This is a genomic window from Nitratireductor sp. L15S-10 (assembly GCF_045011005.1).
Taxonomy (GTDB): domain Bacteria; phylum Pseudomonadota; class Alphaproteobacteria; order Rhizobiales; family Rhizobiaceae; genus Nitratireductor.
Genome location: NZ_CP120674.1, coordinates 922,011 through 946,571, shown reverse-complemented (window position 1 = coordinate 946,571; position 24,561 = coordinate 922,011). Strand labels below are relative to the sequence as shown.

Here is a 24,561-nt window from a genome sequence, read left to right as displayed (position 1 = left end):
ATTCCCGTCAGCACTTGTCTATAAGTGTCACGGTTTCACATATTGGCCTGAGCGAAACAACAAAAAGCAGTGACGACAGCAACGAAGGGAAGAACCGTGCGCGGATTGAAAGCCACCAGACGTATCATCGGCGATGCGCTCGGCCACTTCAACACGGATGACGGCTGGGCCATGTCCAGTCACGTCGCCATCTCGGCGCTTATGGCCCTGTTCCCGTTTCTGATATTTGCCACGGCCCTGGCGAGTTTTCTTGGCGCGGACTCGTTCTCGCAACAGGCTGTCGATCTGATTTTCGATACCTGGCCAAAGGAAGTGGCCGAGCCCATTGCAAGAGAGGTTCACAATGTGCTCGGTGTACGCCGCAGCGATGTGCTGACCTTCGGTGTCGTACTGGCTGGTGTTTTTGCCTCCAATGGGGTGGAAGCACTGCGCCTTTCTCTCAACCGCGCCTACCGGGTCAGTGAAAAACGCTCGATCTTCCGCCTGCGCGCGCAAAGCCTGTTTTTCGTACTCGTTGCAACGGTCGGCTTTCTTGCCATCAGCGTCCTGCTCGTCATCGCACCGATCGCACTGCGCATCGCCGCCAACAATCTCGAATGGATCGCTCCTTATGTCGGCACGATCACGTTCTGGCGCTATGTCATCGCGCTGACCGTACTCGTTCTCGCGCTGATTTCGGTCCATCTTTGGCTGCCGGCCGGCCGACGCAGCCTTTGGGACGTGCTGCCCGGTGTCGCGTTTACACTTCTGGGATCCTTTGTCGGATCGAGCCTTTTCGCAGCCTATCTCGGGCGCTTCGGCAGCTACGCCAGCACCTATGCCGGGCTTGCTTCCATCATGATCGCAGTGGTGTTTCTCTACATCATTTCCGCCGTGTTCATTCTCGGCGGAGAACTGAACGCTTCGATCAAGCGCTACCGGGAAGCACGAGCGGTCGCCGGAACCGTATGACGCGATGAACGCCGTGTCGCGAGCGCCACGCCGAACGTCGTGATTGCCATGCCTGCAAGCTGCACGGGCGTCAGGGTCTCATCAAACAGGAACCATGCCATAAGTGCTGTCACCGCCGGCACGAGATAAAACAGAGATGCGACCCGCGCCACCTCCCCTTCTCGAATGAGGATCATCAACAGGAAGATCGCGCCCAGTGACAGCACGAAAACCAGCCACGCCATGGCAAAGACCAGTTCGCCGTTGAGCACGAAGTGCTGGGTTTCGAACAACAGCGAGACGAGAAACGTGACCAACCAACCGCCGACATACTGATAAAGCGTGACTGTTACCAGATCAGCGTTTGCGACGAAGCGCTTCTGCCAGACCGTGCCCACGCTCATGGCGATCACCGCCACAACGGCCGCACCAATGGTCGCTACCGTCACACCGCCGCTGATCGAGCCGAATTTTGGGGAAAGGACTGTCACCACACCGACAAGCCCGACCACAAGGCCAAGCCAGTGCTTTCCTGTCACCTTCTCGCCGAGAAACACACCGGCAATGACCGCAGTCAGCATCGGCTGAAGCCCAACGATGAGGCCCGCGAAACCAGCAGGGAGACCGTTGCGCACTGCCCAGAATACGCCGCCTAGATAGACGCCGTGCATGAGAAAACCCGCTATCGCAGCGTGAAACGCATTGCGCGGACCGATTGCCTTTGCCTTCACAAGCGGAATGATCAACAGAAGAACGCCAAAGGTCAGCGCAAAACGAACCCATAAGAATGTAAAGGGCTCCGCCCAAGGCATTGCATAACGCGCCCCGATGAAACCGGTCGCCCAGAGGAGGACGAACAGGGCCGGGATCGCCCTTGTAATATCTTTCATCGGATATGTCCCTGAATGCGAAACCTTGAGTTCAACCGCGGCTTTAACAGCCCCGGCCCCGGCAAGGAAAGCGAAACATTTCCATCGTAGGATCAATAGAAGTGATCCATGGCGCAGCCGGGAGTACACAAATGCTGATGAAACTGGATACGAGCTGGCTGATCTTCGCGGTCGTGGCGGTCACGATGATCGCCTATCTCCTGTCGCTCGGTCTCAACGCGGCTCTGAAGGAAGACGGCTTCGGTGCTATGGGCACCGCCATGATCATAGCAATTGCATTCTTCGGCACCGTCCATCTGGCCAACCGGAACGGGATTCGTTTCTCAAGCCTTACCGAAGGCGCCCTCGCCGGTCTGGGTGGTGCCTTTGCGGTGCTGCTGATTCTGGTCATGGCCAAGGCGCTTCTTAGACGGCTGAGCTAGACGCCCCGATCATTCGCGCGATATCGTCCGGCGTTGCACCGCTGTCGCGCAATGCCGCAAGGCTGGTATCGCCACGGCTCTTGGAGAGCTTGCGCCCATCATCGTCCAGAATGAGGTCATGATGATGGTAGTGCGGCACCGGCAAACCCAACAGTTCCTGAAGTACACGATGCACGGCGGTCGAATGGAACAGGTCACGCCCGCGCACCACATCGGTGACGCCCTGCAGCGCGTCGTCGACCACAACCGATAGATGATAACTTGCCGGGATTTCCTTCCGCCCGATCACCACGTCGCCCCAGTTCTCGGGCTTTGCCTGGACCTGTCCCGTTTCTCCTTCCGGGCCCTGACCTGTCTCGTCCCAACATAGCGTGCCCCCGACATGCGCGATGGCCGAGGACATGTCGAGCCGCCATGCGTACGGCGCCCCCTCATCGATCAGAGCCTGGCGCTCCCGTGAGCTCATATGGCGGTCTTCTCCAGGATAGATCGGCGCTCCGTCCGGGTCGCGCGGCCAACGTTCGCCACCGGCTTCATGCTCGGCTATGCGCGCCCGCACCTCTCCCCGGGTCATGAACGCCGGATAGACCAGATCCGCATCGATGAGCCGATCGAGCGCGGCACGGTAATCGTCAAAATGCTCCGACTGTCGACGCACCGGCTTCTCCCAACCAAGACCGAGCCATGCAAGATCGCGCAACACACCGCGTTCCAGCTCCGGCGTACAGCGTGTGACGTCGATGTCTTCCATCCTCACGAGGAAACGCCCGCCAGCCTCCCGTGCCATTTCCTGATTAAGGAGCGCGGAATAGGCATGACCAAGATGGAGCTGGCCGTTCGGGCTCGGCGCGAACCGAAAGACGGGACACGTCATGAGTGATGCTTGAATCGGGTTGCGGTAAGCATGAGACGATTGCTACGGCTTTCTTCCGCGCCCGACAAGAACAGGCTACACCGATACAATGAAACGCATAGACACGGATGCGGACATTCTGCGAGCCCTCGGGGACCTTGTCGCGCTCGATCCCCGCCTTCAGTCTGTGCGCGACCGTGCCGGCAGTGTTCCTTTGCGACGCACCGCACCCGGTTTTGCGAGCCTTGTTTCCATCGTCATAGCCCAGCAGGTTTCTCGTGCCAGCGCCAATGCCATTGAAGCCCGGCTGACGGGACTGATCGACCCGCTTACGCCGGCCTCCATTCTCGCAACGGGTGAAGACCCTCTGATCGCCGCCGGCCTTTCACGCGCCAAGCAGCGTACCATTGTCGCGCTCACGCGGGCTATCATCGAGGATGATCTCGACCTTGAGACACTCTGCGCGTTCGAGGCCGAGGAAGCCGTTGCCCGCCTGACGTCGATCCATGGCATCGGCCCCTGGACAGCACAGGTCTATCTTCTTGTCTGTGCGGGTCATCCTGATGTGTTTCCCGCCGGCGATGTGGCTCTGCAAGCCGCCGTGGCCGATGCCCTGGCGCTGCCGGCCCGGCCCGATGCGAAGCGCCTGACAGAGCTGGCCGAATCATGGACGCCGCTGCGGGCCGTCGCCGCCCGCCTGTTTTGGGCCTATTATCGGCAGATGAAGGGCGGAGAAGCGGCTCCATTGCCCTGACAGGAGCAAAAAACTGCGAAAATCCAGTTGTTTGAGGTGTCATAAAGCAAAATATGCGCTTCACATTCCTGTCACGGCGGGCTTACAGTATCCGCATCGATCGACTTGGTCAGTTGAAGGAGCTTCAAGGACGTGACGATCGCGGCTTCGCCAGACAGCATGCCTGCTCTGGTGCTGAATGCGGACTACAGACCGCTCAGTTACTATCCCTTGTCACTGTGGTCGTGGCAGGACGCCATCAAGGCGGTCTTCCTCGACCGGGTCAACATTGTTGCCGAATACGACCAGCAGGTTTCATCACCCTCCTTCACGATGAGACTGCCGAGCGTTATCAGTCTCAAAACCTACATTAAACCGTCGCGTTACCCCGCCTTTACGCGTTTCAACGTGTTTCTGCGCGACCGTTTCCAGTGTCAATATTGTGGCACTCGCGAAGACCTGACCTTCGACCATGTCATCCCGCGCCGTCTGGGTGGAGTCACGTCCTGGGACAATGTCGTAGCGGCCTGCTCCCCCTGCAATCTCAAAAAGGGCGGCGTCATGCCTTCCCGTGCAAAGATGTGGCCACAGCAAAAGCCCTTCCGGCCGACCGTGCAGGATCTGCACAATAATGGCCGGCTCTTCCCACCCAACTATCTGCACGAAAGCTGGATGGATTATCTCTACTGGGATGTCGAGCTCGAGCCGTAGCAGGGAGCGGGGCCCCTAAAACATTCCACGAAGCCCCAAAACACTCCAGGAAGAATGAAACGCTCTAGCGCTTGAATGCCGCCCGCAGTGCCACGAAGGCCCAAAAAGCGCTCACAAGCACGTTCCAGCCAGCAAATGAAAGCCCCAGAAAACGCCCCGCTGCTTCGCTGCAGGATGGGGGAATCACCGCGTTCAACTGGTCGAGCAGATTGCCGCCGAGGTTCTGGCTGGCAGCACCGGCGCCGCAGTCGGCCGGGCCTTCCCACCATTTCCACTCCACCCCGGAATGGTAGATACCCAGCGCCATTCCATAGAGCATCAGTGCACCACCGATCAGCAACAGCCCGCGCGTGATGAGCGGAGGCGCCTTCAGCCATGACGCCAGAAGCGCAAGCAGCATCAGCGGCACGCCAATATAGTAAGGCGTACGTTGCTCAAGGCACAGCATGCAGGGAAGGTAGCCACCGATATGCTCGAAGCCGAGCGCTATGCCCACGGTTGCGGCCAGACCGAAAACAAGCAGTCCGGCGCTCAGGGTTTGTGTAGCACCGGTGGGAGCAGTAAGGGACATCAGGGGCCTCTAGAAAACGTATCGAATGGCAACGAAGCCGCCGATCAGCAAAACCATGAAAAGGGTGAAAAGAAGGCCAAGGTTCTTCTCGATAAATGTCCGAATCGGCGCTCCGAACTTGTAGAGCAGCCACGAAACCAGGAAAAAGCGAAGCCCGCGACCGAGCACCGAGACGACGACGAACACCAGAAGATTGAGACCAGTGGCGCCGGAGAAAATCGTCAGCACCTTGTAGGGGAACGGCGTGACGGCAGCAAAAAGCACCCCCCAGCCGCCCCACTCATTATACCAGCCGGCCACCTGCTCAAAAGCATTTTCCTTGCCGTAGAAGGCCAGGATCGGCTGCCCGACCGTCTCGTAAAGAAAGGCGCCAATTGCATATCCAAGAAGCGCACCAAGGACGGAACTCACCGTACAGATCAACGCATAGCGCAGCCATTTCGCGCGCTCCGACAGCACCATTGGGATCAACAGCACATCCGGCGGAATGGGGAAGACCGAACTTTCAATGAAAGACACGGATCCAAGTGCCTTCTCCGCATGCCGTGTGGCAGCGAGCGACATGGTCCAGTCATAGAGTTTGCGAAGCATGGGAGGCCCTCAATGAGGTGTTTTGTCTAACCGCTGCCGGAGCCTGGCGCAACGGCGATGGTGAAAGACGCGACAAGCGTGAGGATTTGCGACCTGAAGTGTTGACGGAAGCCCGCTTCCCCGTATAGTCCGCAACCTGTCCGGCCGTTCGCGGCGGGCCCCTGTGGCGGAATTGGTAGACGCGCTCGACTCAAAATCGAGTTCCGCAAGGAGTGCTGGTTCGAGTCCGGCCAGGGGCACCACTTCCCCGAAGCATTGCGGTGCAGGACAGGGGGAGGAACAGCACGGCCATGCTTGAACGGCGCGAAAGCTATCGACAGCTTTACGATGAGTTCCGCTGGAGCATTCCCGAGACTTTCAACATCGGTGTCGCAATCTCGAATGCATGGGCTCTGCGTGCGCCTGAGCGTATTGCGCTCTTCGAACATCGCGGCAGCGCCAGCCCAGCAACACTGACCTATGGAGACCTTGCGGCTCGATCGGATGGCCTGGCGGCCGGTCTTGCAAAAGCCGGAATAAGGCGGGGGGAGCGGGTAGCGCTCCTGTTGCCACAATCCTTCGAGACTGCGATTGCCCACGCTGCCATCTACAAGCTCGGTGCTATTGCCGTACCGCTCGCCCTCCTTTTTGGCCCGGAAGCTCTCGAATACCGGCTTTTCAGTGCAGGAGCGGCGGCCGTCATCACCACCGGCGACGGCCTCGCGAAAGTCGCGCGCATACGCGATCGCCTGCCTGCGCTGCAGTTGGCCATCTGCGTGGATGGCGCTGGGGGCGGAGCTGAGGATTTTCACAAGCTGATTGCAGACAATCCCGGTCCCTTTGCCCCTGCCAGCACCGGCCCTGACGACCCGGCGATGATGATCTTCACATCCGGCACCACCGGTCCACCGAAAGGTGCTCTGCACGGGCATCGCGTTCTGCTCGGACACCTGCCCGGCGTCCAGTTTCACCACGAGTTCCTGCCCCGGAACCACGATCTTCTGTGGACACCCGCCGACTGGGCCTGGGCAGGCGGTCTTCTCAACGTCCTCTTACCCGGGCTCTATCTCGGTACTCCGGTGGTAGCGGCGCGGTTCGAAAAATTCGACCCACAAACAGCCCTCGGCCTCATGGAGAAGATGAAAGTGCGCAACGCCTTCATCCCTCCGACCGCGCTGCGCATGCTCAAGGCGGTCTCAGGCATTCGGAAACGTTTCGAACTCCCGTTGCGCACCATCGGCTCCGGCGGAGAAGCTCTGGGTCGAGAGACCTTCGAGTGGGCCCGCGGCGAACTGGGGCTTCACATCAACGAGTTTTACGGTCAGACCGAATGCAATCTGGTCCTTTCGTCCTGTCATGCGCTGGGGGCTGGCAAACCCGGTGCCATCGGCCTTCCCGTTCCCGGCCATCGCGTTGCAATCATCGATGATCAGGGCAGACCTGTTCGCGATGGTGAGGCCGGCGATATTGCCGTTCTGCGGCCCGACCCGGTGATGTTTCTCGGATACTGGGAAAATGAAGCGGCAACCCGTCAGAAATTCGTCGGAGACTGGATGACCACAGGCGATCAGGGTGTTCGCGACGAGGACGGGTACTTCCATTTCGTGGGGCGCGACGACGACGTCATCACATCGGCTGGATACCGCATCGGGCCGACCGAGATCGAGGACTGCCTGACCGCTCACCCCAAGGTCGCGCTTGCCGCCGCCGTGGGCAAGCCGGATTCCGTGCGAACCGAGATCGTCAAGGCCTACATCGTTCTGCACGACGGCATAGAGCCCAGCGACGCGCTGGCGGATGAAATCCGGCTGTGGGTCAGAGAGCGTCTTTCAGCCCATGAATACCCCCGAGAAATTGCCTTCGTGGAATCAATGCCTTTGACAACGACCGGCAAGGTCATCCGTCGCCTGTTCCGGGAACGTGCGAGAAACGAATAGCGGCATTTTGCGCGCCGGCGACGCTTCAGGCTGCGTAGCGTCTGCGTTTGTGTTCGTCGAGGAATGCGGGAATGTCCTTGGCGAGGATCGGCTTGCTGAAGAGGTTGCCCTGCGCCTCATCGCATCCCATTGCACGGATAATGCGCAATTGCTCTTCCATTTCGACACCTTCAACGACTGTTGTCATGCCAAGCGTGAAAGCCAGATTGACGATGGTCTGCACGATGGCGGCCTGATCCGCGCTTTTGGTGATTTCCTTGATGAAAAGCCTGTCGATCTTCACTTTGTCGAAAGCAAACTTCTGCAGGTAGCTGAGCGATGAATACCCGGTGCCGAAATCGTCGAGTGATATCCGCGTGCCGAGCTGGCGAAGGCGCCGGAGATCCGTATGCAGTTTCCGATTGTCTTCAAGCAGCAGAGTTTCTGTGATCTCGAGTTCGAGTCGGTTCGCCGGCGTGTCGGTGTCAACAAGCACACGCGCTACGGTTTCGACGATATCATCCCGTTTGAACTGCATGGGAGACAGATTGGCAGCAATGCTGATGTCATCGGGCAACGACTTCATTTCCAGACAAACCTGCCGCAAAACCCATTCGCCCAACTGGACAATTGCACCGGTATCTTCCGCAATTCCGATGAATTCGTCCGGCGGAACGGAGCCATGAACCGGATGTGTCCATCGCAACAGCGCCTCAAACGTCGTCACCTTGTTTGTGCCCAGACCGATGATCGGCTGAAAAACCAGATGAAACTGCTCGTCCAGATTGGCTGACCGAAGTTCTGCCTCGAGCGCTCGGCGTCGCTGAAGACGCTTGTTCATCCCCTCCTCATAGAAGCGGAACACACCGCGACCGTCACCCTTGGCCTGATAAAGCGCCACATCGGCCTGCATCAGCAGGTCGTCCGCCGCCTCACGTCCCGGTGCGGCGACGGCGATGCCGACGCTCGCGCCGGTCAGCACCTGGTGTCCTTCAATGATGTAGGGTTCGTCGAGTGCATCGATGAGGCGCTTGGCAAGACTGCTCGCCTGCTCTGGCTTTTCAATGTTGCCCTGCACCACGACGAATTCGTCACCACCAAGGCGCGCAACCGCATCCGCTTCACGCACCGTATTGCGGATCCGTCCCGCCACCGCTCGGAGCAATGCATCACCGACGGGATGCCCGAGCGTGTCGTTGATGCTTTTGAAATTGTCGAGATCGACGCACATGACCGCCGTGGACAGGCCACGTTCGTTGCTGCTGACGAGTATCTCCTCCAGTTGCTCGCGCATCATCAGGCGGTTTGGCAGGTCAGTAAGCGTATCGTGTCGGGCCATATAGGCCACCTGGGCCTGCGCCTTGTGGCGTTCGGTAATGTCCTCGTAGGTGGCCACCCAGCCGCCGCCCCGCATCGGCTGATGCGAAATCAGGATCGTGCGGCCGTCTCGCAGTTCCTGGGTGAGTGTGTCTGAACGGTTCTGCTCAATGAGCCGCGATTGCAAATGCGCAAGCTGCTCCGCCTCGTCCTCTGCGCTTGCGCCAGCCTCGACCATATGCCCGATCAGAGCGTTCAGTGAGGTCCCGAGTTTGAGCTGTTCCTGCGTCAGTCCGTAGATCCGCTCCATTTTCTGATTGCTGACAATGAGCCGACCCTCGGCATCGAACATGCAAAGGCCGTGGGACATGTTGTTCAGCGCGGTGTTGAACAACAGGTTCTGGGTGATCAGTTCCTCATTGGCACGTCGAGCCGCCTGAGCACTGTCGCTCAGTTCCGCACTTGTCCGCAAAAGGTCTTCGTTGGTTGCCTTGAGCCGTTGCTGAACGCTGATTTGCAGCCGGTGTTGCCACCTCAGCATCGCTATAAAAATAAAACCGGTGATGACAAGCGAAAGCGCCAACGCAGAGAACAACCAGTGGAGCCTGAGAAGCTCTCCCTGGTCCTTGGCCTGTGCGGTGGCGCCATACTCGTTGGCTTTGGACGCCAGAGCCACCATCTTGCTCTCAAGCGGAGCCGTGAGGTCAAGCGCCAGCTGCGCGTTCTCATGTTGATCGATGTCGTCAATGAAGCCACCGATCTGCCGCAACGCTGAAGCGAGCTCGTCGACTGTCTCCTTGTTTTCAGGCATGACGGAGACAAAGTTCACAAACTCGCCCTGCTCAAAGAGGCTGAGCCTGCTCATCATGATCTGGTAGCGCAGTTCCACATCCTGCTTGCTGGCCTGCGGCGGCTCGACCAACATGGCCGTCAACCTCTGCCGGAAACGCAGAAGTTCGTTCATGCCCTGGCTTGCGCTATAGGCAATGTTGTAGCGAAAGATCTGCGTAAGAGCTTCCTGGCGCTGAAAAACCAGGACTGAAATGTAGAGCGCCGCAACGGCCAGCGCGACCATCCCGATGGACAGCACTGTCTGCACCACGCGCGATGCTGTGCGGCGCCTCATTTTTCTTGTCTCCGGGTCCGACATGGGCAAAGCCTGTCAGACGCCTACCGGACGGTAAAGCGTCGAACCTGCCAAACGGAACGCGAATAGAATTTCTGCGTGTTGATTTCCGGGTCGGAATCATACGGATAAATGATGAAGAGCGGGCCCTTGTCACTGATCGGCATGTAATTCCCATCCCTCTTGTAGGCGAGAATCGTGCCATGCGCCGCAAAGTCTGCGATCGGTACCGGCGCCTGGTAATCGTTCAGCGCGGTAACAACCACCTCTTCACCACTCGCCTCGACGAGGGTCATCAGCTCGGAGAGCAAAGCACCTTCGAACTCGACGACACCGTCGAACCATGGGGTGCTGGTCCGGATCTTCGCGGACTTGAGTGCCTCGAGCATTGCCAGATCGAAATCGGCGACACCATCACCATTGGTTGCACCGATATTGCCATCAATCGTCAGGATGACATCGCCCTGCGGTTTTGGCAGAGCGGCATCCTGGGCGAAAGCGGGAGTGACAAACGAGAAGAGCAGAATTGCTGCTACCGCAAACCAGCCTCCCGCGAGCTTTTTATTGTACATTTTTGTGCCTCTTTACTGGCGTAAACCCCAACGCGGCCAATGATAGTGTCGGCTAACCAAACAACAGGTTAACGGCGGGCTCATTTGCAACACATGCCGCCTGCGATTGACACACCACTCAACCGATGACAAAGCTCTAGGCCTAAAGGACTATACATCAGGCGTGCCGGCTCGCATAACGGTCGCAGGTCCAAACGTTTCCCGATGCGGTAGACTACGGGAAATTCAGACGCCCAAAAGCAAGAAATATTTTCGAGATCAGGGGTTTAGGAAGTGGAAACGTACAAAGAGTTCACCTTCGAGGCAGCACACAAACTGGAGCCCTATTCAGGCCTTCACGGTCATTCCTTCAAGGTCTCGGTCCATCTCGTCGGCGAGCCGGATCCTGTCTATGGCTGGGCCGCCAACCTCTACGAAGTAGAGAAGCAGATCGACGAGATACACAAGATCCTCGACCACACCTACCTCAACGACATCGAAGGCCTCTCCGTGCCCTCGCTCGAGAACCTGGCTAAGTGGATCTACGACAAACTCGCGGAAAAATCCCCGGCTCTCCACCGTGTTGAACTGAAACGGGGTGCCGACGGGCAGGCAGAAGGCTGCATTTATCAGCCAGCCAAAGCGGCCTAGGAACCCCTGACAGCCGTTCAGCTTCTTCATCGCAATGTCGGGGAGCAGTGCTCCCCGAGTGCGCGTTAGTCTGAATCCGATAGAGCCGCTTCCACCAGCCGCTCGGCATCCGGGCTCCCCCATTCCGCGGGGCCGTTCATATGCGCCAGCAGACAACCGTCTTCGCCAATCAGCAATGTTACCGGCAGCCCCAGCGCCAGCCCCTGGCTCTTCAGGTCATTGAAGATCTTCATTGAAGCATCCCGGTAATAGGAGAGAGATCTGATACCCGTCTCCTGAAGGAAGGTCGTGGGCTTTTCATCATCGCCACGATCCACATTTACCGCAACAACCTCAAACCTGTCGGAACCCTTTGCGGCCTGCAGCGCGTCGAGTGCCGGCATTTCCTCCCGGCATGGGGTACACCATGTCGCCCATAGGTTCATCAACACTACCCGACCCGAAAAATCCGCCACCGTCATCCGGTTGCCATCGGGTCCGTTAAACCCGAGGTTTTTGAGAGACCGGGGCGGATCGGCTGCAAGCATCGCCGCGACGTGACCCGTTGCCGCATCGCCCACTGTTTTGGCTTTGGCCTGCTTGGCAGAACAGGCTGCATTGCCGGCCTCGGCAACAATCGGCGTCGCCGCCGTGTTGCCATCCAGCCCGCCCTTCACGTATACCGCAATCGCACCCGCGATGGCGCCCGCAGCAACAGCCAGGACGACCAGACGGAGTGCCGGGAATTTTTGTTTCTGCTTCGACATTCTTTTTTCCACACTAGCGCCCGGTTATCATGATGAGCGAAGACCAAGCCAGCAACCGCATGTGGGGTGGACGTTTTGCCTCAGGACCCGATGCCGTCATGGAGGCGATCAACGCATCCATCGGCTTCGACAGGAAGCTTTATACCCAGGACATCCGTGGCAGTCTGGCCCATGCCGCAATGCTGGCGAAGACTGGCATAATTTCGGCGGAAGACGAAAAAAAGATTGTTCACGGGCTGAACACGATCCTGTCAGAGATCGAGGCCGGAAAATTCACCTTCTCCGCGCAGCTTGAGGACATTCACATGAATGTCGAGGCACGGCTGGCGGAGCTGATTGGTCCTGCTGCCGGGCGCCTTCACACCGCGCGCTCGCGCAACGATCAGGTGGCGCTCGATTTCCGGCTCTGGGTCAAGGAAGAGCTGCAGCGCATCGATGCCGCTCTTGGCGGTCTCATCGAAGCGTTTCTCACCCGCGCCGAAGAGCACGCCGCCAGCGTGATGCCGGGCTTCACGCATCTCCAGTCGGCGCAACCGGTCACCTTCGGCCATCACATGATGGCCTATGTCGAAATGTTCGGCCGCGACCGTTCCCGTGTTCGTGACGCCATCGAACGCCTCGACGAGAGCCCGATCGGCGTCGCTGCACTTGCCGGCACAGGCTTCCCCGTCGACCGGCAAATGACGGCCGAAGCGCTCGATTTCCGCGAGCCGACGCGCAATTCCATCGACACTGTCTCGGACCGCGATTTCGCTCTTGAATTCCTGTCGGTCTCGGCCATCTGCGCCACACATCTTTCGCGCCTGGCCGAGGAAATCGTCATCTGGTCAACCCCGCAGTTCGGGTTCGTGCGCCTGTCCGACTCCTTCTCCACCGGCTCTTCCATCATGCCGCAGAAGAAGAACCCGGACGCGGCCGAGCTGATCCGCGCCAAGACCGGCCGCATCAACGGCGATCTCATTGCGCTGCTGACGGTGATGAAGGGGCTTCCCCTCGCCTATTCGAAGGATATGCAGGAAGACAAGGAAGCCGTCTTCGACGCTGCCGAGACGCTCGACCTGATGCTCGCAGCAATGACCGGCATGGTCGGCGACATGGAGATCAACACGCAGGCCATGAGAAAAGCCGCTGGTGCCGGTTTCTCAACCGCCACGGACCTTGCCGATTGGCTGGTGCGCGAGGCGGGGCTGCCGTTCCGTGAAGCCCATCACGTGACGGGCCGCGCTGTGGCGCTTGCCGAGGAAAAGAAGTGCGGGCTGGAAAAACTTGCGCTGGAAGACCTGCAGGCGATTAATCCGGCGATAAACGAAGGCGTATTCTCGGTTCTCTCGGTTGGAAACTCCGTCAAGAGCCGGACCTCCTACGGAGGAACGGCACCTGCCGAGGTGCGTCGCCAGATACGTTACTGGAAGAAACGTTTGAAACGGGATGCAACCCCCGGCAAAAAGCGCTAAAACGCAGCGCACGCACTTTCGAGGAATGGAACGCTCATGACGGCCCGCCGCACGCTCACCCTTGTCATGCTCGGTCTCGCGCTGGGCCTTGCCGCCTGTGGGCGCAAGGCACCGCTTGATTCGCCCTATGAGGCGGCGGTGGATGCGCGCAAGGAAGCTGAGCGCAACGACCAGCCTGTGCCGCCAGCGCCGGAGAAACCGGTTAAAGACCGCCCCTTCATTCTCGATGGCCTCCTCTAGAGCAGTTTAGAAAGAGCTTGCGCCGCATAGCGGTGTCAGCCCGCGTCCCATTGCGCAGCCGAAAGTATGATGTCGTGAATCATTTCGAATACCGTGACGGCGTACTTTATGCCGAAGACGTGCCGGTGCCCGCCATCGCGGAAGCCGTTGGCACACCGTTCTATTGCTATTCAACGGCAACGCTGACACGCCATTACCGTGTCTTTTCGGAAGCTTTCGAAGGCCTTGAAGCGCTTGTCTGCTACGCCATGAAGGCGAATTCCAACCAGGCTGTTCTCACCACGCTTGCCCGTCTTGGCGCGGGTATGGATGTCGTTTCGGAAGGTGAGCTGCGCCGTGCGCTGGCCGCCGGCGTTCCCGCTGGCAAGATCCTGTTTTCCGGTGTTGGCAAGACATCGCGTGAAATGGACTTCGCGCTCAAGGCCGGCATTCTCTGCTTCAACGTCGAATCGATGCCCGAGCTTGAGCAGCTTTCAGCCCGCGCCACCGCCCTGGGGCTCACGGCCAACATATCGCTGCGCATCAACCCGGACGTCGACGCCAAAACCCACAAGAAGATCTCCACCGGCAAGGCGGAGAACAAGTTCGGCATCGGCTGGAAGGATGCGCGAGCCGCCTATGCACGCGCCGCCGGGCTTCCAGGCGTGAAGGTGACCGGCATCGACATGCATATCGGCAGCCAGATCACCGAATTGCAGCCCTTCGACGACGCGTTTGCCCTTCTGACGGAATTGACCGAAACCCTGCGCACCGACGGCCACGCCATTGAACATGTGGACCTCGGCGGCGGACTCGGCGTCCCCTATGCGGAAGATGGCGACCAGCCTCCCCTCCCCACCGCCTATGCCGAAGTGGTGCGCAAGCACATGAAGAAGCTCGGCCTCAAGGTCATGCTCGAACCGGGCCGTTTGATTGCCGCCAATGCCGGCGTTCTCGTCTCCGAAGTGATCTATGTGAAGGAAGGCGAAGCAAAGAACTTTGTCATCGTCGACGCGGCAATGAACGACCTCATCCGCCCGACTCTCTATGAAGCCTTCCATTCCATCCGACCGGTCGCCGAGACGCGGAAGGAGGCCGGAAGCATGATCGCCGACGTGGTGGGCCCGGTCTGCGAAACCGGTGACTATCTCGCACTCGACCGCAAGCTTCCACAGCTCAAAGCAGGCGATCTCATCGCCATTGGCTCCGCGGGCGCCTATGGCGCTGTTCAGGCCAGCACCTACAATTCGCGCCCACTGGTGCCAGAAGTGCTCGTGAATGGGGACCGGTTCCATGTGATTCGGGCCCGCCCCAGCCATGAAGAGCTGATCGGTCTTGATTCGATACCGGATTGGCTCACGGATTGAAATGGCACGATACGCGGATCACAATTTCGCGTATCGCCTCGCCTTCGCCCGGTTTGCTGCTATCCTTGTAAAGGACAGGGCGCGCGATTCACGTGCGCTACGGCACCATGCTGAGAGCGTCTATGGCTGAAACAACCCCTGGGCATGAACGCACACGCAGCCGCTTCATCCGGCTTGCCCGCACCCGTTTTGCCACGCGCCTCACCATGACCATGGAGCGCTTCTGGCCGCGCATCCTGCCTCTTCTGGTCGTTATCAGCCTGTTCCTGAGCATTTCCTGGCTTGGCCTCTTTCGGCTTATGCCCGACACTGCGCGCTACGGCGTTGTCGCAAGTCTCGGACTGCTTGGTGTTGCCTCACTCTGGCCGTTGCGAAACTTCCGACGCCCAACGCCCGCAGAGATCGACAAACGCATCGAGCGCGCCAACCAGCTCGCCCATGAACCTGTCGCGGCCCAGTCCGATCACCCTGCAGGAAATCGTGACGGTTTTGCCGAAGCGCTTTGGCGAGAGCACCAAAAACGAATGGCCGGCAAGCTCGTCAATCTCCGTGGCGACCTACCCAAAACCGGCGTTCCGGAGAGAGATCCCTGGGGTCTGCGCGCCGCTGCCGCCCTGCTTCTGGTGATCGCGGCAGCCTTCTCCAGCGGCCCCTATGGTGGCAGCCTCCTGGACGCCTTCCGGGCGCATGGCGGCGCCGAAGTCGTGCCGCCGCGCGTTGACGCCTGGGTGACCCCTCCCACCTATACGCGCCGCGCGCCGATCTACCTGACGGCCGAAGCCAATCGGGAGACAGAGCACTTCACCGCTCCGCACGGCAGCATACTCGCCCTCCGAGTGACCGGTGGTTCGGGCACAGAAACGCTCTCCTACCTTTCTGCCGACGACACAGAAAGCCCGATCGCCCCGGAGGGCGCTTCCCAGAGCGAAGCTCTGTCGGTGGACACATCCGCCCGGCGATTTACTGCAACATTGACGGAGGACGGAAAACTACGCCTGAAACGCGACGGTCAGGAGATAGAAGGCTGGCTTTTCTCGGTCACGCCCGACAATCCGCCGGAAATCCGCTTTGCAGAAGATCCCAGGCGAGCCGTAAACGGCGCTTTGGAGCTCGCCTATGAAATCGAGGATGACTATGGACCGGCGGAAGCACAAGCCCTGTTCGAACAGGCATACAATGCTCCCGATGCACGCCCCCTTTACAGCGCTCCCGATCTGCCTCTGACGCTGCCGCGCCGCGATGGCCGCACCGTTGCCGCAAAAACCTCGCGCGACCTCACTGAACACCCATGGGCCGGCAGTTCCGTGAAGATGAGCCTGCGCGCCGTGGACGATGCCGGACAGGAGGCGCGAAGCGAGGCAAAGCTCTTCACCCTGCCTGAGCGTACATTCACCAACCCGCTCGCCAAAGCTCTGATCGAACAGCGTCGCACCCTGGCGCTCGATGCCAACAAGAAGCCCCGCGTGCTGGCCATGATGGATGCAGTCGTGACCTGGCCCGAAGAAACCCTGAAAGACCTCTCTCAGTTTCTTGGCATCTCCGCAGCACGGTCAAGGCTGGAAACGGCCCAAACAGACGACCAGCTCCGGGATGTGGTGGACTACCTCTGGGAGATTGCTCTCATCATCGAAGATGGCGACCTGACGGCCGCTGAAAAACGTTTGCGGCAGGCGCAAGAGGCACTGAAGAACGCATTGGAGGAAGGCGCGAGCGATGAGGAGATCGCCCGCCTCATGGACGAGTTGCGAAGCGCCATGCAGGAGTTCCTCCGTGAATTCGCCGAACGCGCGCAGCAGAACCCGAACATGGCGCAGCAATTGCCGGAAAACAGCCAGATGCTGAACCAGAACGACCTGGATCGGATGCTCGACCAAATCGAAGAACTGGCCAGGTCCGGGGCCCGCGATCGGGCTCAGGAGCTGCTTTCGCAACTCGAAAACATGATGAACAATCTGCAGGCAGGCCGGTCCCAGCAGGGGCAGTCCGGCAATCAGCAATCGGAAATGCGTCAGCAGATGGACGAGCTCGGGAATCTGATGCGGCGTCAGCAGGAACTGATGAACGAAACCTTCCGCATGGACCAGATGCAGCGCGGGCAGCGAAACGGGGAGGGGCAAGAGGGCCAGGGTCAGCAGGGGCAGCAGGGCCGGGGTAACGGCCAGCAGCCCGGTGAAGGTCAGGGCATGTCACCGCAGGAGTTCGCCGATGCCATGCGCGGCCTGCAACAGGGTCAGGGCACGCTACGGCAGGATCTGGAAAGCCTCATGAAGGGCCTCGAGGGACTGGGCATCAGGCCGGGTGAAGGGTTTGGTGAAGCCGGCGAAGCCATGGGTGAAGCCGAAGGTGCGCTTGGGGAAGGCGAAGGCGAGCAGGCCGTCGGCGAGCAGGGACGCGCGCTGGAAGCGCTGCGCCGCGGCGCGCAGGATATGATGAACCAGTTGCAGCAGGCCATGCGCGGCGAGCAGGGCGGCGGCGAACAGGGTTTTCGACAAAGCAACAATGGGCGCGACCCGCTCGGTCGCCCTCAGGCGACCACCGGCCCGGATTTCGGCGATTCCGTCGAGGTCCCAGATGAGATCGACACCCAGCGCGCGCGCCGTATCCTCGAAGCAATCCGCAAACGCCTCGGTGATGCCTTGAGCCCCGCGCTCGAAAAGGAATATCTCGAGCGGCTGCTCGACATGCAGTGATCCGCGGCTGGCGCAGATGATGAAGCGCCTTGCCTAACCTGGACGGTCAGGCAGCAAGTGCTTCGCCAACGCGCTGGCGCAGCTCACTCAGCGTGAAAGGCTTGTTCACCACACCCGAGACTGTGCCTTCGAGCTCGACCGCCCGTTCGCGCTGGTCCGCGTAGCCGGTCATGAGAAGCAGCCGAAGTCCAGGAAACGCGTCTGCGACGGCGCGTGCCATCTCAATGCCGTCCATTGCCGGCATACGGATATCCGAAAGGACGAGGTCGTAGTTTCCCGCCGTGGCATTGATCCGCTCAAGTCCCTCAAGACCGTCACCCGCGGTTTCCACGGTGTGACCGGCAGCACTCAACGCGCGGGCGGTAAAATTACGGACGGACTCATCGTCCTCGACGATCAAAAGCTTAGCCATGGCCTGTTTTCACCTGATCCGATTACGCTTCGGTAAACGAGCCAGCCATCACTTGTCTAAAATATTGCCGCTCAGCTATCACTATTGGCATCGCCTTTGACGACACCGACAAAAGGCAACTCACGAAAAGCGTGGGCCACGTCCATTCCGTAACCGACCACAAAGTAGTCCGGGCATTCAAAGCCGACGAAGTCGGCATCGACTTCCGTTTGCCGCCGCGAATGCTTGTCCAAAAGCACAGCGATTGAAACCGACTTGGCTCCCCGCGAAAGCATCAATTCGCGCGTATGCTTGAGCGTCTTTCCCGATTCCAGAATATCGTCGATGAGCAGCACGTCGCGGCCGCTCACATCATTATCGATATCGCGCAGCACCTTGATCTCGCCGCTTTCCGTTCCGGCGCCGTAGCTGGAGATCATGATGAACTCCACTTCCGGCGAAATGCCGACATCGTGCATGGCGCGGATCAAATCCGCCGCAAAGATGAATGACCCCTTGAGAACGGAGATGACGAGCAGATCGTCATAATCGCGCGAAGCGATGTCCTTGGCGAGTTCCAGATTGCGCCTGGCGATCGTCGAGGCTGAAAACAAAACCTCGATCTCCTTGCCGCGAACAACAGGCATGGGCGGCGAACTCCTGTCAGGGCACTTCCGGTGATTCTCATTACCCGGAACCGCGAAACCAGATGATCTATGACGTATGAAACGTCACAGAGACGGACTTGATCCCTTCCCTAGGCGCGACAAGCCGACTGGAGAAGGGAAAGCGCGCGCCCGGACCGAGATGCTGGGTGTTTGTCCCCAAAAAATAGCGCGTTGTCGAGCCGTTTTCCGTGAGAACGTTGATCGAGATCGGCGGAAGCAGCACGAGATCATCGCCACCGTTGAGTGCGGCCCCGTCAACGATGAGCATGGCATTGTCTCCCTGCCGCTCCACCCGTGATGTCACATCGACAAGCTGAAGAACCTGTTGAGGCTGATGGGATGCAAGAACATTCAGTTCCCGAAAAAGGCTGTGCCCTCCGGATATCCAGAAGGCTCCGACCGTGATCAGGGCCCCGAACAACCAGAAGGCCGGCCCGGCACGTGAGTTCTTCTGTCGCGCGCTCTGACCGCCTGTTCTGAGCATATCGAGCCCTGCCACAACCTGTTCGGTCGAAGGCCTGGACACAGACGCAGGGGTGGTGGGGGCGGCAGCAATAACTGTTTCGAAGTCTGCATCAACCGCCTCACACGCTGCCGCGCCCAGGGGCTGCGCGTGCCGCACCGGGTCGGGCATCATGATTTCACCCGAAACGGGGCGTGTGCTGTCAGAGTGCCTCATGCAGGCAGACTGTCCTTTCGTGATCCACCTTTCCGGGGTAAATGGAAATGGTTAATGCTTCGCCATCACGCATATCAAGCAAGAGTTAACTTGCTATTAACCATGCGGGTTGATGGTCTGGCAGCATGCGTCCAGGCAGCGTCCGCCACTCACAGAACGCAGGTTCCACGTGATTCGATTTGAAAATGTCGGCCATAGATATGGGATGGGTCCGGAAATTCTCCGTGACGTCTCCTTCCACCTGCCCGAACGTTCCTTCCAGTTCCTCAGCGGCCCTTCCGGTGCCGGCAAAACAACGCTGCTTCGCCTGCTCTTCATGTCTCTTAAGCCGACACGCGGGCTAATCACCATTTTCGGCAAGGATCGCTCCGCGATCACGCGAACCGAACTACCGCTCCTCCGGCGCAATATCGGCGTCGTGTTCCAGGACTTTCGTCTGCTTGACCATCTTACCACCTACGAGAACGTAGCGCTCCCTCTGCGTGTACGCGGGCGGGAGGAATCCACTTATCGCAGCGATGTAATCGAGCTGTTGAAATGGGTGGGACTGGGTGAACGCATGCATGTCCTGCCTCCCATTCTCTCAGGCGGAGAGAAGCAGCGCGCAGCCATAGCCCGTGCGCTTATTGAGCAGCCACGAATCCTTCTGGCCGATGAGCCGACCGGCAATGTGGATCCGCAATTGGCTCGCCGCCTGCTTCGGCTTCTTATCGAGTTGAATCGTCTCGGCACCGCCGTTCTCATCGCCACCCACGATCTCGGCCTGATGGATCAGGTGGATGCGCGCCGCATGGTTTTGTCCGGCGGAAGGCTCGAAATCTATGACTGAGACCAAGCGCCTCCTGAAAAATCTCGGCGCGCGCCTCAGTTCCGGCGCGCGCGGGGCGGTCTCTCGCAAGCAGATGCCTATCGTGCCTCCGGACAATGTGGCCGGCCGCGCCATGGTTCTTGTCATAGCGATCATGACATTTCTGTCCTGTCTCACGCTGGGCGCGGTAACCCTCGTGCGGGATACGGCGGCAACCTGGCAGACGCAGATCGCCCGCGAGGCGACGATCCAGATCAAGCCCGAGGAAGGGCTCGACATGGCATCCGCACTGGCCCAGGCACGCGATATTGCCGCAGGCTATCCCGGGGTCATCGATGCGACTGTCGTCGATGCTCAAGCCACCGCCCGTCTTCTGGAGCCGTGGCTTGGCACCGGTCTCGACATCGAGAGCCTCCCCGTGCCGCGACTGGTGATTGTTACCATCGATCCTCTGTCGCGTCCCGATTTTGCCGCCATGCGCTCGCAGTTGCAGGAGACCGTGGCAAACGCCACCCTGGACGACCATCGTACATGGGTCGATCGATTGGTCGCTATGGCCCGAACCACGGTAACGATCGGCATGTCGGCCCTCGCACTCATGCTTTCGGCCACTGCCCTGACTGTGATCTTCGCCACCCGTGGTGCCATGGCAGGAAACGGCCACATTATCGAGGTGCTGCATTTCGTCGGCGCAGAAGCGCCGTTCATCGCCTCCCAGTTCCGGCGCCACTTCCTGCTCGCCGGCATGAAGGGTGCAGCGGCTGGCGGAATCGGCGCAATTCTCGTTTTCATCGGCTTTTATTGGTGGTCTTCCCGGAACATGGCCACCCCGGAAGCCGATCAGGCGAATGCGCTTTTCGGAAATTTCGCGATCGGCCCCTCGGGTTATATCGGGGTTGGTGCCATCGTCGTCGTTATTGCTGTTCTGACGGCAGCGACCACCCATGTCACCGTGCTATCCTATCTGAAAAACGTGGACAGCACTCATCCCGACAGCATGTAGGGCTCGGCAGCATGTAGAGAGAATGCGGCTATCGCTTGTTGACCAGTATCTCGTCGACTATCCATTGCCGCAATTTATGGCTAACCATCACACCATGAGACAAGAGCGCCAGAGCGGCCTCGACGGCCCGGGAATGCCTCCGCCACGCGGCAGCCGGTTTGGCATGCGCCGTGTGGTCCGGGTGGCTCTTTTGGTTTGCCTTGTTGCAACCTCTGCATTCATTGCCGGCTTTGGGTTATTCGCCGATCATATTGGACACCTCTCGGCCCCGCGCAATATCGACGATGCCGATGGCATTATCGTTCTGACCGGCGGACAATCGCGCATTGATGCAGCGGTAAGCCTGCTCAAGGCCGGCAAGGGGAAAAGGCTTCTGATAAGCGGTGTAAACCCCGTGGCACGAGCGGACGATCTGCGCATCGCGACCGGTAGCGAAGCGGCTCTCTTTGATTGCTGCGTCGATATCGACCACGCCGCACTCGATACAATTGGCAACGCCGAGGAAAGTGCCAAATGGGTTCAGGCAAACGCCTACAACAGCATTATCCTTGTGACGAACAACTATCACATGCCGCGCAGCCTCCTCGAAATGCAGCGCCTCCTGCCGGATTCGGAGGTCCACCCCTATCCCGTCGTCAACACCCCGCTCGATAACGGCGCCTGGCTGGCAAAACCCGATGCGCTACGGGTGCTTGCAACCGAATATACCAAGTATGTCGGCGCACTTGTCCGCGAGGTTATTCCGCTACCCAGAAACACCCGCATGAGCGCCCCCGCGAAACTCACGAAAGCAACGGCACGCCACGACTGACCCCATCAGCGCTTTGCCTCACTGTTCTGTTAATGTAAGAGCCTCGCAAGACACCCAACGGGCCAACTTCATGCTCTTTATCCGTTCTGCCGTTTTCAACGCCGTTTTCTATCTGAACCTCATCGTTCAGATGTTATTCTGGACTCCGCTGTTTTTTCTTTTGCCGCGCAAGAAGGCCTGGTTCGTGCCAAAATTCTGGGCCGCTTCCAGCCTGTGGTTGCAAAGGGTCATCACGGGTGCACGATCCGAGATCACGGGCCTTGAAAACCTGCCCGACGGCCCTTGCATCATTGCCCCGAAGCACCAGTCGTTCTGGGACACGATCGCTTTTTTGCCAAACATTCCCGACGCACTCTATATTCTGAAGCGGGAGCTGGTCTGGATCCCGTTTTTCGGCTGGTATGTGGCCAAGATGCGCATGATCCCGATCAATCGCGGCAGCCGTACCAAAGCGCTGAAACAAGCTGTTAAATCGGCTCACGAGCTGATGCAGGACAACCGTCAGCTCATCATCTATCCGGAAGGCACGCGCCGTCCGCCGGGTGCCGAGCCAGCCTACAAATACGGCATTGTTGAACTCTATGCCCAGCTTGGCGTCCCCGTGGTGCCGGTCGCGCACGCTGCGGGACTCTTCTGGCCCCGGCGCAAGTTTCTCCGCCATCCAGGCGTGATCCGTGCCCGTTTTTTGCCGCCTATCGAGGCCGGGCTTCCCCGTGAGGTGTTCCAAGAACGCCTGGTCAGGGAAACCGAAGCCGCCTGCGACGAGATGCTGGCCGAGGCGGCCACTTCCCCCAACCCGCCGCCACTTCCTGAAACCGCTCGCCAGCGCCTGAGGGATTTGGGCATTTTACAGGAAGCCGGTGAAAGCGGGCTGCGCTAAAGTAAACTCGCCGTCTCGTCGAGGCGCGCAGCCACAGCTTCGAGCCAGTAATCGCGAATGTCCAGTGCCTTCAGGTGCTCCACGGTGTTGCGAACATAATCCACATTGGGTCCCGATTGCCCTATGGATGCGCGAACCTGCTGTACCGCATGGTCGATGTCGAGACTGCCGGCATACTGGCCATGCCTGCGATCAACCACGTAGGTAAGCGCGGTTACCGAGGTCCCGTTTGCCAAGCGGATACCGACCCGGCGTTCCAGATAGACATTCGTGACAAGCTCCCGCTCGCGCAGATAACCGATCACCTCTCCTTCGAGCTCGCCTGGAACCCTAAAGGCAAGACCCAGACAGGATCCGCCCCGGTCGAGCCCGAGGACTAGCCCCGGGCGATCCGGGGTGCCACGATGAACATGGGAATAAATGCACAGAGCGCGGCGATAGCCGTATAGTCTCGCCTTGCAGGTTTCGACATGAGCAAAACCCGGGCGCCACATCAGCGATCCGTAGCCAAAGACCCAAAAATCGTCCATATCGCCTGCCCAATGCTTGAAAGGGTGCTGCCGTGTCGCCATGACTAGAGGCGAACGGGTTAACCGGAGGACTACATGCCGTCAAGAAAACGCGCCAGGCGCAGCTTCAGTCGCCGCTTCATTCTGTTTGCGCTTTTCATCGTTCTGGCGATCCTGACTTATACGGGCGTCTGGTTCTACGCTGCGGACACACTGGAACGACGCACCATCACGGCAATCGAGAATTTGAACGTCGGCCACCAGCGCGCAAACTGCGAAGAGCCCACAGCGCGTGGCTATCCGTTCCGCATCGGTCTGTTCTGCCGAAGCGTCTTCTACGAAGACGCAAAAAACGGTGTTTCGGTCAGCGCCGGTGCCTTCCGCTCCGCAGCACAGGTCTACCAGCCAATGCGCACGGTCGGCGAGCTTGATGGACCTGCCCGCATAGCAACACCCTATCTCCCGGCCCTCGAAGCGAGCTGGGAAAACATGCGCGTCAGCGCGCGCCTGACGACAAGCCTGCCCGAACGCATCTCCAGTGAGGCAAGAAATGTTGTCCTGACACTCGATGACGAGAGCCGCCAGCCCATTGCCCGTGCAGAAGCGCTTCAGGGCCACACAAGACAAAACGGAAGCGATCTCGACATCGCCCTCATTGCGCAGGCTTTTACAATCGATCCAGGGCTCACAAACGGCAGCGCGATCCCGGCGATCGATGGCGAATTGCTCCTGACCGTCGAAAACGGTGTGTCACTGGCCAGCATCGAGGCGACCGGATTGCGTGGGCGCTCGGGGAAAATTGAAAATCTCAGCCTGAAGATCGCGGGCGGAGATTCGGGCCTCATGCTAAAAGGGCCGATCCGCATCGCAGATAACGGTTTCGTCGATGCCGAACTGCGCGTGACGGTCAACGAGCCGGAGAGGATTGCGCAACTCGTTGGCGAGATTCTACCGGACAGGCGCGACGAGATCGCTGGAATAACGGCAGGGCTCGCCAATCTCGGCACGGCACCGACCCTGCCGGTGAACATTCGCCAGGGTCGCGTTTTCGTCGGCTTTCTGCCGCTTGGGTCGATCCCGCCCGTCCAGTGACGC

27 protein-coding genes and 1 tRNA gene are annotated in these 24,561 nt (G+C 59.5%); 17 read left to right on the top strand and 11 right to left on the bottom strand.

The window, feature by feature from the left end:
• Nucleotides 1-171: 171 nt before the first annotated feature.
• Nucleotides 172-951, top strand: a complete 780-nt coding sequence (locus tag P2W41_RS04605) for a YihY/virulence factor BrkB family protein (protein WP_404934918.1) — start codon at nucleotides 172-174, stop codon at nucleotides 949-951.
• On the opposite strand, the gene P2W41_RS04600 is transcribed toward P2W41_RS04605, so the two are convergent.
• A complete protein-coding gene (locus tag P2W41_RS04600) occupies nucleotides 915-1,820 on the bottom strand; it encodes a DMT family transporter (protein ID WP_404934427.1) in 906 nt (301 codons plus the stop codon). The two genes, P2W41_RS04605 and P2W41_RS04600, sit on opposite strands and share 37 nt — an antisense overlap.
• A gap of 131 nt (nucleotides 1,821-1,951) precedes the next feature.
• Between P2W41_RS04600 and P2W41_RS04595 the strand changes: the two genes are divergently transcribed.
• On the top strand, nucleotides 1,952-2,242 hold the full coding sequence (locus tag P2W41_RS04595) for a hypothetical protein (protein ID WP_292897452.1): 291 nt from the start codon (nucleotides 1,952-1,954) through the stop codon (nucleotides 2,240-2,242).
• On the opposite strand, the gene gluQRS is transcribed toward P2W41_RS04595, so the two are convergent.
• Entirely contained in the window at nucleotides 2,226-3,116 is an 891-nt protein-coding gene (gene gluQRS, locus P2W41_RS04590; protein ID WP_404934426.1) for a tRNA glutamyl-Q(34) synthetase GluQRS, read from the bottom strand. The genes P2W41_RS04595 and gluQRS overlap by 17 nt on opposite strands.
• A gap of 88 nt (nucleotides 3,117-3,204) precedes the next feature.
• Here gluQRS and P2W41_RS04585 point away from each other — a divergent pair, with 88 nt between their 5' ends.
• Both P2W41_RS04585 and P2W41_RS04580 read left to right on the top strand, forming a co-directional pair.
• Nucleotides 3,205-3,849: a DNA-3-methyladenine glycosylase family protein gene (locus tag P2W41_RS04585; RefSeq protein ID WP_404934425.1), complete on the top strand. Its 645-nt coding sequence runs from the start codon at nucleotides 3,205-3,207 to the stop codon at nucleotides 3,847-3,849.
• Nucleotides 3,850-3,981: 132 nt separating this feature from the next.
• Nucleotides 3,982-4,539, top strand: coding sequence for an HNH endonuclease (locus P2W41_RS04580; protein WP_292897458.1), 558 nt, complete (start codon nucleotides 3,982-3,984; stop codon nucleotides 4,537-4,539).
• A 64-nt stretch (nucleotides 4,540-4,603) separates the two neighbouring features.
• Here the strand turns inward: P2W41_RS04580 and P2W41_RS04575 are convergent, their stop codons facing one another.
• Both P2W41_RS04575 and P2W41_RS04570 read right to left on the bottom strand, forming a co-directional pair.
• Complete coding sequence (locus P2W41_RS04575) at nucleotides 4,604-5,110, bottom strand: disulfide bond formation protein B (protein ID WP_292897460.1); 507 nt, start codon at nucleotides 5,108-5,110, stop codon at nucleotides 4,604-4,606.
• Between the two features lie 9 nt (nucleotides 5,111-5,119).
• A complete protein-coding gene (locus P2W41_RS04570) occupies nucleotides 5,120-5,701 on the bottom strand; it encodes a YqaA family protein (protein ID WP_292897462.1) in 582 nt (193 codons plus the stop codon).
• Between the two features lie 157 nt (nucleotides 5,702-5,858).
• Between P2W41_RS04570 and P2W41_RS04565 the strand changes: the two genes are divergently transcribed.
• Together P2W41_RS04565 and P2W41_RS04560 are read left to right on the top strand one after the other, a co-directional pair.
• A tRNA-Leu gene (locus P2W41_RS04565) sits at nucleotides 5,859-5,943 on the top strand.
• Between the two features lie 48 nt (nucleotides 5,944-5,991).
• The gene (locus P2W41_RS04560) at nucleotides 5,992-7,617 is read left to right on the top strand and encodes an AMP-binding protein (RefSeq protein WP_404934424.1); all 1,626 of its coding nucleotides are present in this window, start codon (nucleotides 5,992-5,994) and stop codon (nucleotides 7,615-7,617) included.
• A 25-nt stretch (nucleotides 7,618-7,642) separates the two neighbouring features.
• On the opposite strand, the gene P2W41_RS04555 is transcribed toward P2W41_RS04560, so the two are convergent.
• Entirely contained in the window at nucleotides 7,643-10,039 is a 2,397-nt protein-coding gene (locus P2W41_RS04555; RefSeq protein WP_292897466.1) for a bifunctional diguanylate cyclase/phosphodiesterase, read from the bottom strand.
• Nucleotides 10,040-10,083: 44 nt separating this feature from the next.
• On the bottom strand, nucleotides 10,084-10,611 hold the full coding sequence (locus P2W41_RS04550) for an oxidoreductase (protein WP_292897468.1): 528 nt from the start codon (nucleotides 10,609-10,611) through the stop codon (nucleotides 10,084-10,086).
• Between the two features lie 273 nt (nucleotides 10,612-10,884).
• On the opposite strand from P2W41_RS04550, the gene P2W41_RS04545 reads away from it, so the two are divergent.
• Nucleotides 10,885-11,241, top strand: a complete 357-nt coding sequence (locus P2W41_RS04545) for a 6-carboxytetrahydropterin synthase (RefSeq protein WP_292897470.1) — start codon at nucleotides 10,885-10,887, stop codon at nucleotides 11,239-11,241.
• A 65-nt stretch (nucleotides 11,242-11,306) separates the two neighbouring features.
• Here the strand turns inward: P2W41_RS04545 and tlpA are convergent, their stop codons facing one another.
• Complete coding sequence (gene tlpA / locus P2W41_RS04540; RefSeq protein WP_404934423.1) at nucleotides 11,307-11,987, bottom strand: thiol:disulfide interchange protein TlpA; 681 nt, start codon at nucleotides 11,985-11,987, stop codon at nucleotides 11,307-11,309.
• A gap of 32 nt (nucleotides 11,988-12,019) precedes the next feature.
• Between tlpA and argH the strand changes: the two genes are divergently transcribed.
• From argH to P2W41_RS04515, 5 genes are all read left to right on the top strand, one after another.
• Entirely contained in the window at nucleotides 12,020-13,441 is a 1,422-nt protein-coding gene (gene argH, locus P2W41_RS04535) for an argininosuccinate lyase (RefSeq protein ID WP_292897474.1), read from the top strand.
• Between the two features lie 36 nt (nucleotides 13,442-13,477).
• Nucleotides 13,478-13,681 (top strand): lipoprotein, encoded by a 204-nt coding sequence (locus P2W41_RS04530; RefSeq protein ID WP_292897476.1) that lies wholly within the window; start codon nucleotides 13,478-13,480, stop codon nucleotides 13,679-13,681.
• 74 nt (nucleotides 13,682-13,755) lie between these two features.
• Nucleotides 13,756-15,027 (top strand): diaminopimelate decarboxylase, encoded by a 1,272-nt coding sequence (gene lysA / locus P2W41_RS04525; RefSeq protein ID WP_404934422.1) that lies wholly within the window; start codon nucleotides 13,756-13,758, stop codon nucleotides 15,025-15,027.
• Between the two features lies 1 nt (nucleotide 15,028).
• Nucleotides 15,029-15,157: a hypothetical protein gene (locus tag P2W41_RS04520; protein WP_404934421.1), complete on the top strand. Its 129-nt coding sequence runs from the start codon at nucleotides 15,029-15,031 to the stop codon at nucleotides 15,155-15,157.
• Nucleotides 15,150-17,717 carry a TIGR02302 family protein gene (locus P2W41_RS04515; protein WP_404934420.1) on the top strand — a complete coding sequence of 856 codons (2,568 nt, stop codon included), beginning with the start codon at nucleotides 15,150-15,152 and terminating at the stop codon, nucleotides 17,715-17,717. Before P2W41_RS04520 ends, P2W41_RS04515 begins: the two co-directional genes overlap by 8 nt.
• A gap of 46 nt (nucleotides 17,718-17,763) precedes the next feature.
• Here P2W41_RS04515 and P2W41_RS04510 read toward each other — a convergent pair whose 3' ends face one another.
• The 3 genes from P2W41_RS04510 to P2W41_RS04500 all read right to left on the bottom strand — a co-directional run bounded on the left by P2W41_RS04510 (nucleotide 17,764) and on the right by P2W41_RS04500 (nucleotide 19,455).
• Nucleotides 17,764-18,129 carry a response regulator gene (locus P2W41_RS04510; RefSeq protein WP_292897482.1) on the bottom strand — a complete coding sequence of 122 codons (366 nt, stop codon included), beginning with the start codon at nucleotides 18,127-18,129 and terminating at the stop codon, nucleotides 17,764-17,766.
• A gap of 71 nt (nucleotides 18,130-18,200) precedes the next feature.
• Nucleotides 18,201-18,755, bottom strand: a complete 555-nt coding sequence (gene hpt, locus P2W41_RS04505; protein ID WP_292897484.1) for a hypoxanthine phosphoribosyltransferase — start codon at nucleotides 18,753-18,755, stop codon at nucleotides 18,201-18,203.
• Between the two features lie 67 nt (nucleotides 18,756-18,822).
• Complete coding sequence (locus P2W41_RS04500) at nucleotides 18,823-19,455, bottom strand: hypothetical protein (RefSeq protein WP_404934419.1); 633 nt, start codon at nucleotides 19,453-19,455, stop codon at nucleotides 18,823-18,825.
• 169 nt (nucleotides 19,456-19,624) lie between these two features.
• Here P2W41_RS04500 and ftsE point away from each other — a divergent pair, with 169 nt between their 5' ends.
• The 4 genes from ftsE (at nucleotide 19,625) to P2W41_RS04480 (ending at nucleotide 22,957) form a co-directional block, all read left to right on the top strand.
• The gene (gene ftsE, locus P2W41_RS04495; protein WP_223021660.1) at nucleotides 19,625-20,284 is read left to right on the top strand and encodes a cell division ATP-binding protein FtsE; all 660 of its coding nucleotides are present in this window, start codon (nucleotides 19,625-19,627) and stop codon (nucleotides 20,282-20,284) included.
• Nucleotides 20,277-21,266 carry an ABC transporter permease gene (locus tag P2W41_RS04490; protein WP_292897492.1) on the top strand — a complete coding sequence of 330 codons (990 nt, stop codon included), beginning with the start codon at nucleotides 20,277-20,279 and terminating at the stop codon, nucleotides 21,264-21,266. Before ftsE ends, P2W41_RS04490 begins: the two co-directional genes overlap by 8 nt.
• A gap of 94 nt (nucleotides 21,267-21,360) precedes the next feature.
• Nucleotides 21,361-22,077, top strand: a complete 717-nt coding sequence (locus tag P2W41_RS04485; RefSeq protein ID WP_404934418.1) for a YdcF family protein — start codon at nucleotides 21,361-21,363, stop codon at nucleotides 22,075-22,077.
• A 70-nt stretch (nucleotides 22,078-22,147) separates the two neighbouring features.
• Nucleotides 22,148-22,957 (top strand): lysophospholipid acyltransferase family protein, encoded by an 810-nt coding sequence (locus tag P2W41_RS04480; RefSeq protein ID WP_404934417.1) that lies wholly within the window; start codon nucleotides 22,148-22,150, stop codon nucleotides 22,955-22,957.
• Here the strand turns inward: P2W41_RS04480 and P2W41_RS04475 are convergent.
• Nucleotides 22,954-23,487, bottom strand: a complete 534-nt coding sequence (locus tag P2W41_RS04475) for a gamma-glutamylcyclotransferase (RefSeq protein ID WP_292897496.1) — start codon at nucleotides 23,485-23,487, stop codon at nucleotides 22,954-22,956. The two genes, P2W41_RS04480 and P2W41_RS04475, sit on opposite strands and share 4 nt — an antisense overlap.
• 75 nt (nucleotides 23,488-23,562) lie before the next feature.
• On the opposite strand from P2W41_RS04475, the gene P2W41_RS04470 reads away from it, so the two are divergent.
• Nucleotides 23,563-24,558, top strand: a complete 996-nt coding sequence (locus tag P2W41_RS04470) for a DUF2125 domain-containing protein (RefSeq protein WP_404934416.1) — start codon at nucleotides 23,563-23,565, stop codon at nucleotides 24,556-24,558.
• Nucleotides 24,559-24,561: the final 3 nt, after the last annotated feature.

Coding starts and splice junctions, on each gene's coding strand:
- P2W41_RS04605 (WP_404934918.1), top strand. CDS start 172: ATGTCCAGTCACGTCGCCATCTCGGCGCTTATGGCCCTGTTCCCGTTT.
- P2W41_RS04600 (WP_404934427.1), bottom strand. CDS start 1,820: ATGAAAGATATTACAAGGGCGATCCCGGCCCTGTTCGTCCTCCTCTGG.
- P2W41_RS04595 (WP_292897452.1), top strand. CDS start 1,952: ATGCTGATGAAACTGGATACGAGCTGGCTGATCTTCGCGGTCGTGGCG.
- gluQRS (WP_404934426.1), bottom strand. CDS start 3,116: ATGACGTGTCCCGTCTTTCGGTTCGCGCCGAGCCCGAACGGCCAGCTC.
- P2W41_RS04585 (WP_404934425.1), top strand. CDS start 3,205: ATGAAACGCATAGACACGGATGCGGACATTCTGCGAGCCCTCGGGGAC.
- P2W41_RS04575 (WP_292897460.1), bottom strand. CDS start 5,110: ATGTCCCTTACTGCTCCCACCGGTGCTACACAAACCCTGAGCGCCGGA.
- P2W41_RS04570 (WP_292897462.1), bottom strand. CDS start 5,701: ATGCTTCGCAAACTCTATGACTGGACCATGTCGCTCGCTGCCACACGG.
- P2W41_RS04560 (WP_404934424.1), top strand. CDS start 5,992: ATGCTTGAACGGCGCGAAAGCTATCGACAGCTTTACGATGAGTTCCGC.
- P2W41_RS04555 (WP_292897466.1), bottom strand. CDS start 10,039: ATGAGGCGCCGCACAGCATCGCGCGTGGTGCAGACAGTGCTGTCCATC.
- P2W41_RS04550 (WP_292897468.1), bottom strand. CDS start 10,611: ATGTACAATAAAAAGCTCGCGGGAGGCTGGTTTGCGGTAGCAGCAATT.
- tlpA (WP_404934423.1), bottom strand. CDS start 11,987: ATGTCGAAGCAGAAACAAAAATTCCCGGCACTCCGTCTGGTCGTCCTG.
- argH (WP_292897474.1), top strand. CDS start 12,020: ATGAGCGAAGACCAAGCCAGCAACCGCATGTGGGGTGGACGTTTTGCC.
- P2W41_RS04530 (WP_292897476.1), top strand. CDS start 13,478: ATGACGGCCCGCCGCACGCTCACCCTTGTCATGCTCGGTCTCGCGCTG.
- P2W41_RS04520 (WP_404934421.1), top strand. CDS start 15,029: ATGGCACGATACGCGGATCACAATTTCGCGTATCGCCTCGCCTTCGCC.
- P2W41_RS04515 (WP_404934420.1), top strand. CDS start 15,150: ATGGCTGAAACAACCCCTGGGCATGAACGCACACGCAGCCGCTTCATC.
- P2W41_RS04510 (WP_292897482.1), bottom strand. CDS start 18,129: ATGGCTAAGCTTTTGATCGTCGAGGACGATGAGTCCGTCCGTAATTTT.
- hpt (WP_292897484.1), bottom strand. CDS start 18,755: ATGCCTGTTGTTCGCGGCAAGGAGATCGAGGTTTTGTTTTCAGCCTCG.
- P2W41_RS04500 (WP_404934419.1), bottom strand. CDS start 19,455: ATGAGGCACTCTGACAGCACACGCCCCGTTTCGGGTGAAATCATGATG.
- P2W41_RS04490 (WP_292897492.1), top strand. CDS start 20,277: ATGACTGAGACCAAGCGCCTCCTGAAAAATCTCGGCGCGCGCCTCAGT.
- P2W41_RS04485 (WP_404934418.1), top strand. CDS start 21,361: ATGAGACAAGAGCGCCAGAGCGGCCTCGACGGCCCGGGAATGCCTCCG.
- P2W41_RS04480 (WP_404934417.1), top strand. CDS start 22,148: ATGCTCTTTATCCGTTCTGCCGTTTTCAACGCCGTTTTCTATCTGAAC.
- P2W41_RS04475 (WP_292897496.1), bottom strand. CDS start 23,487: ATGGACGATTTTTGGGTCTTTGGCTACGGATCGCTGATGTGGCGCCCG.
- P2W41_RS04470 (WP_404934416.1), top strand. CDS start 23,563: ATGCCGTCAAGAAAACGCGCCAGGCGCAGCTTCAGTCGCCGCTTCATT.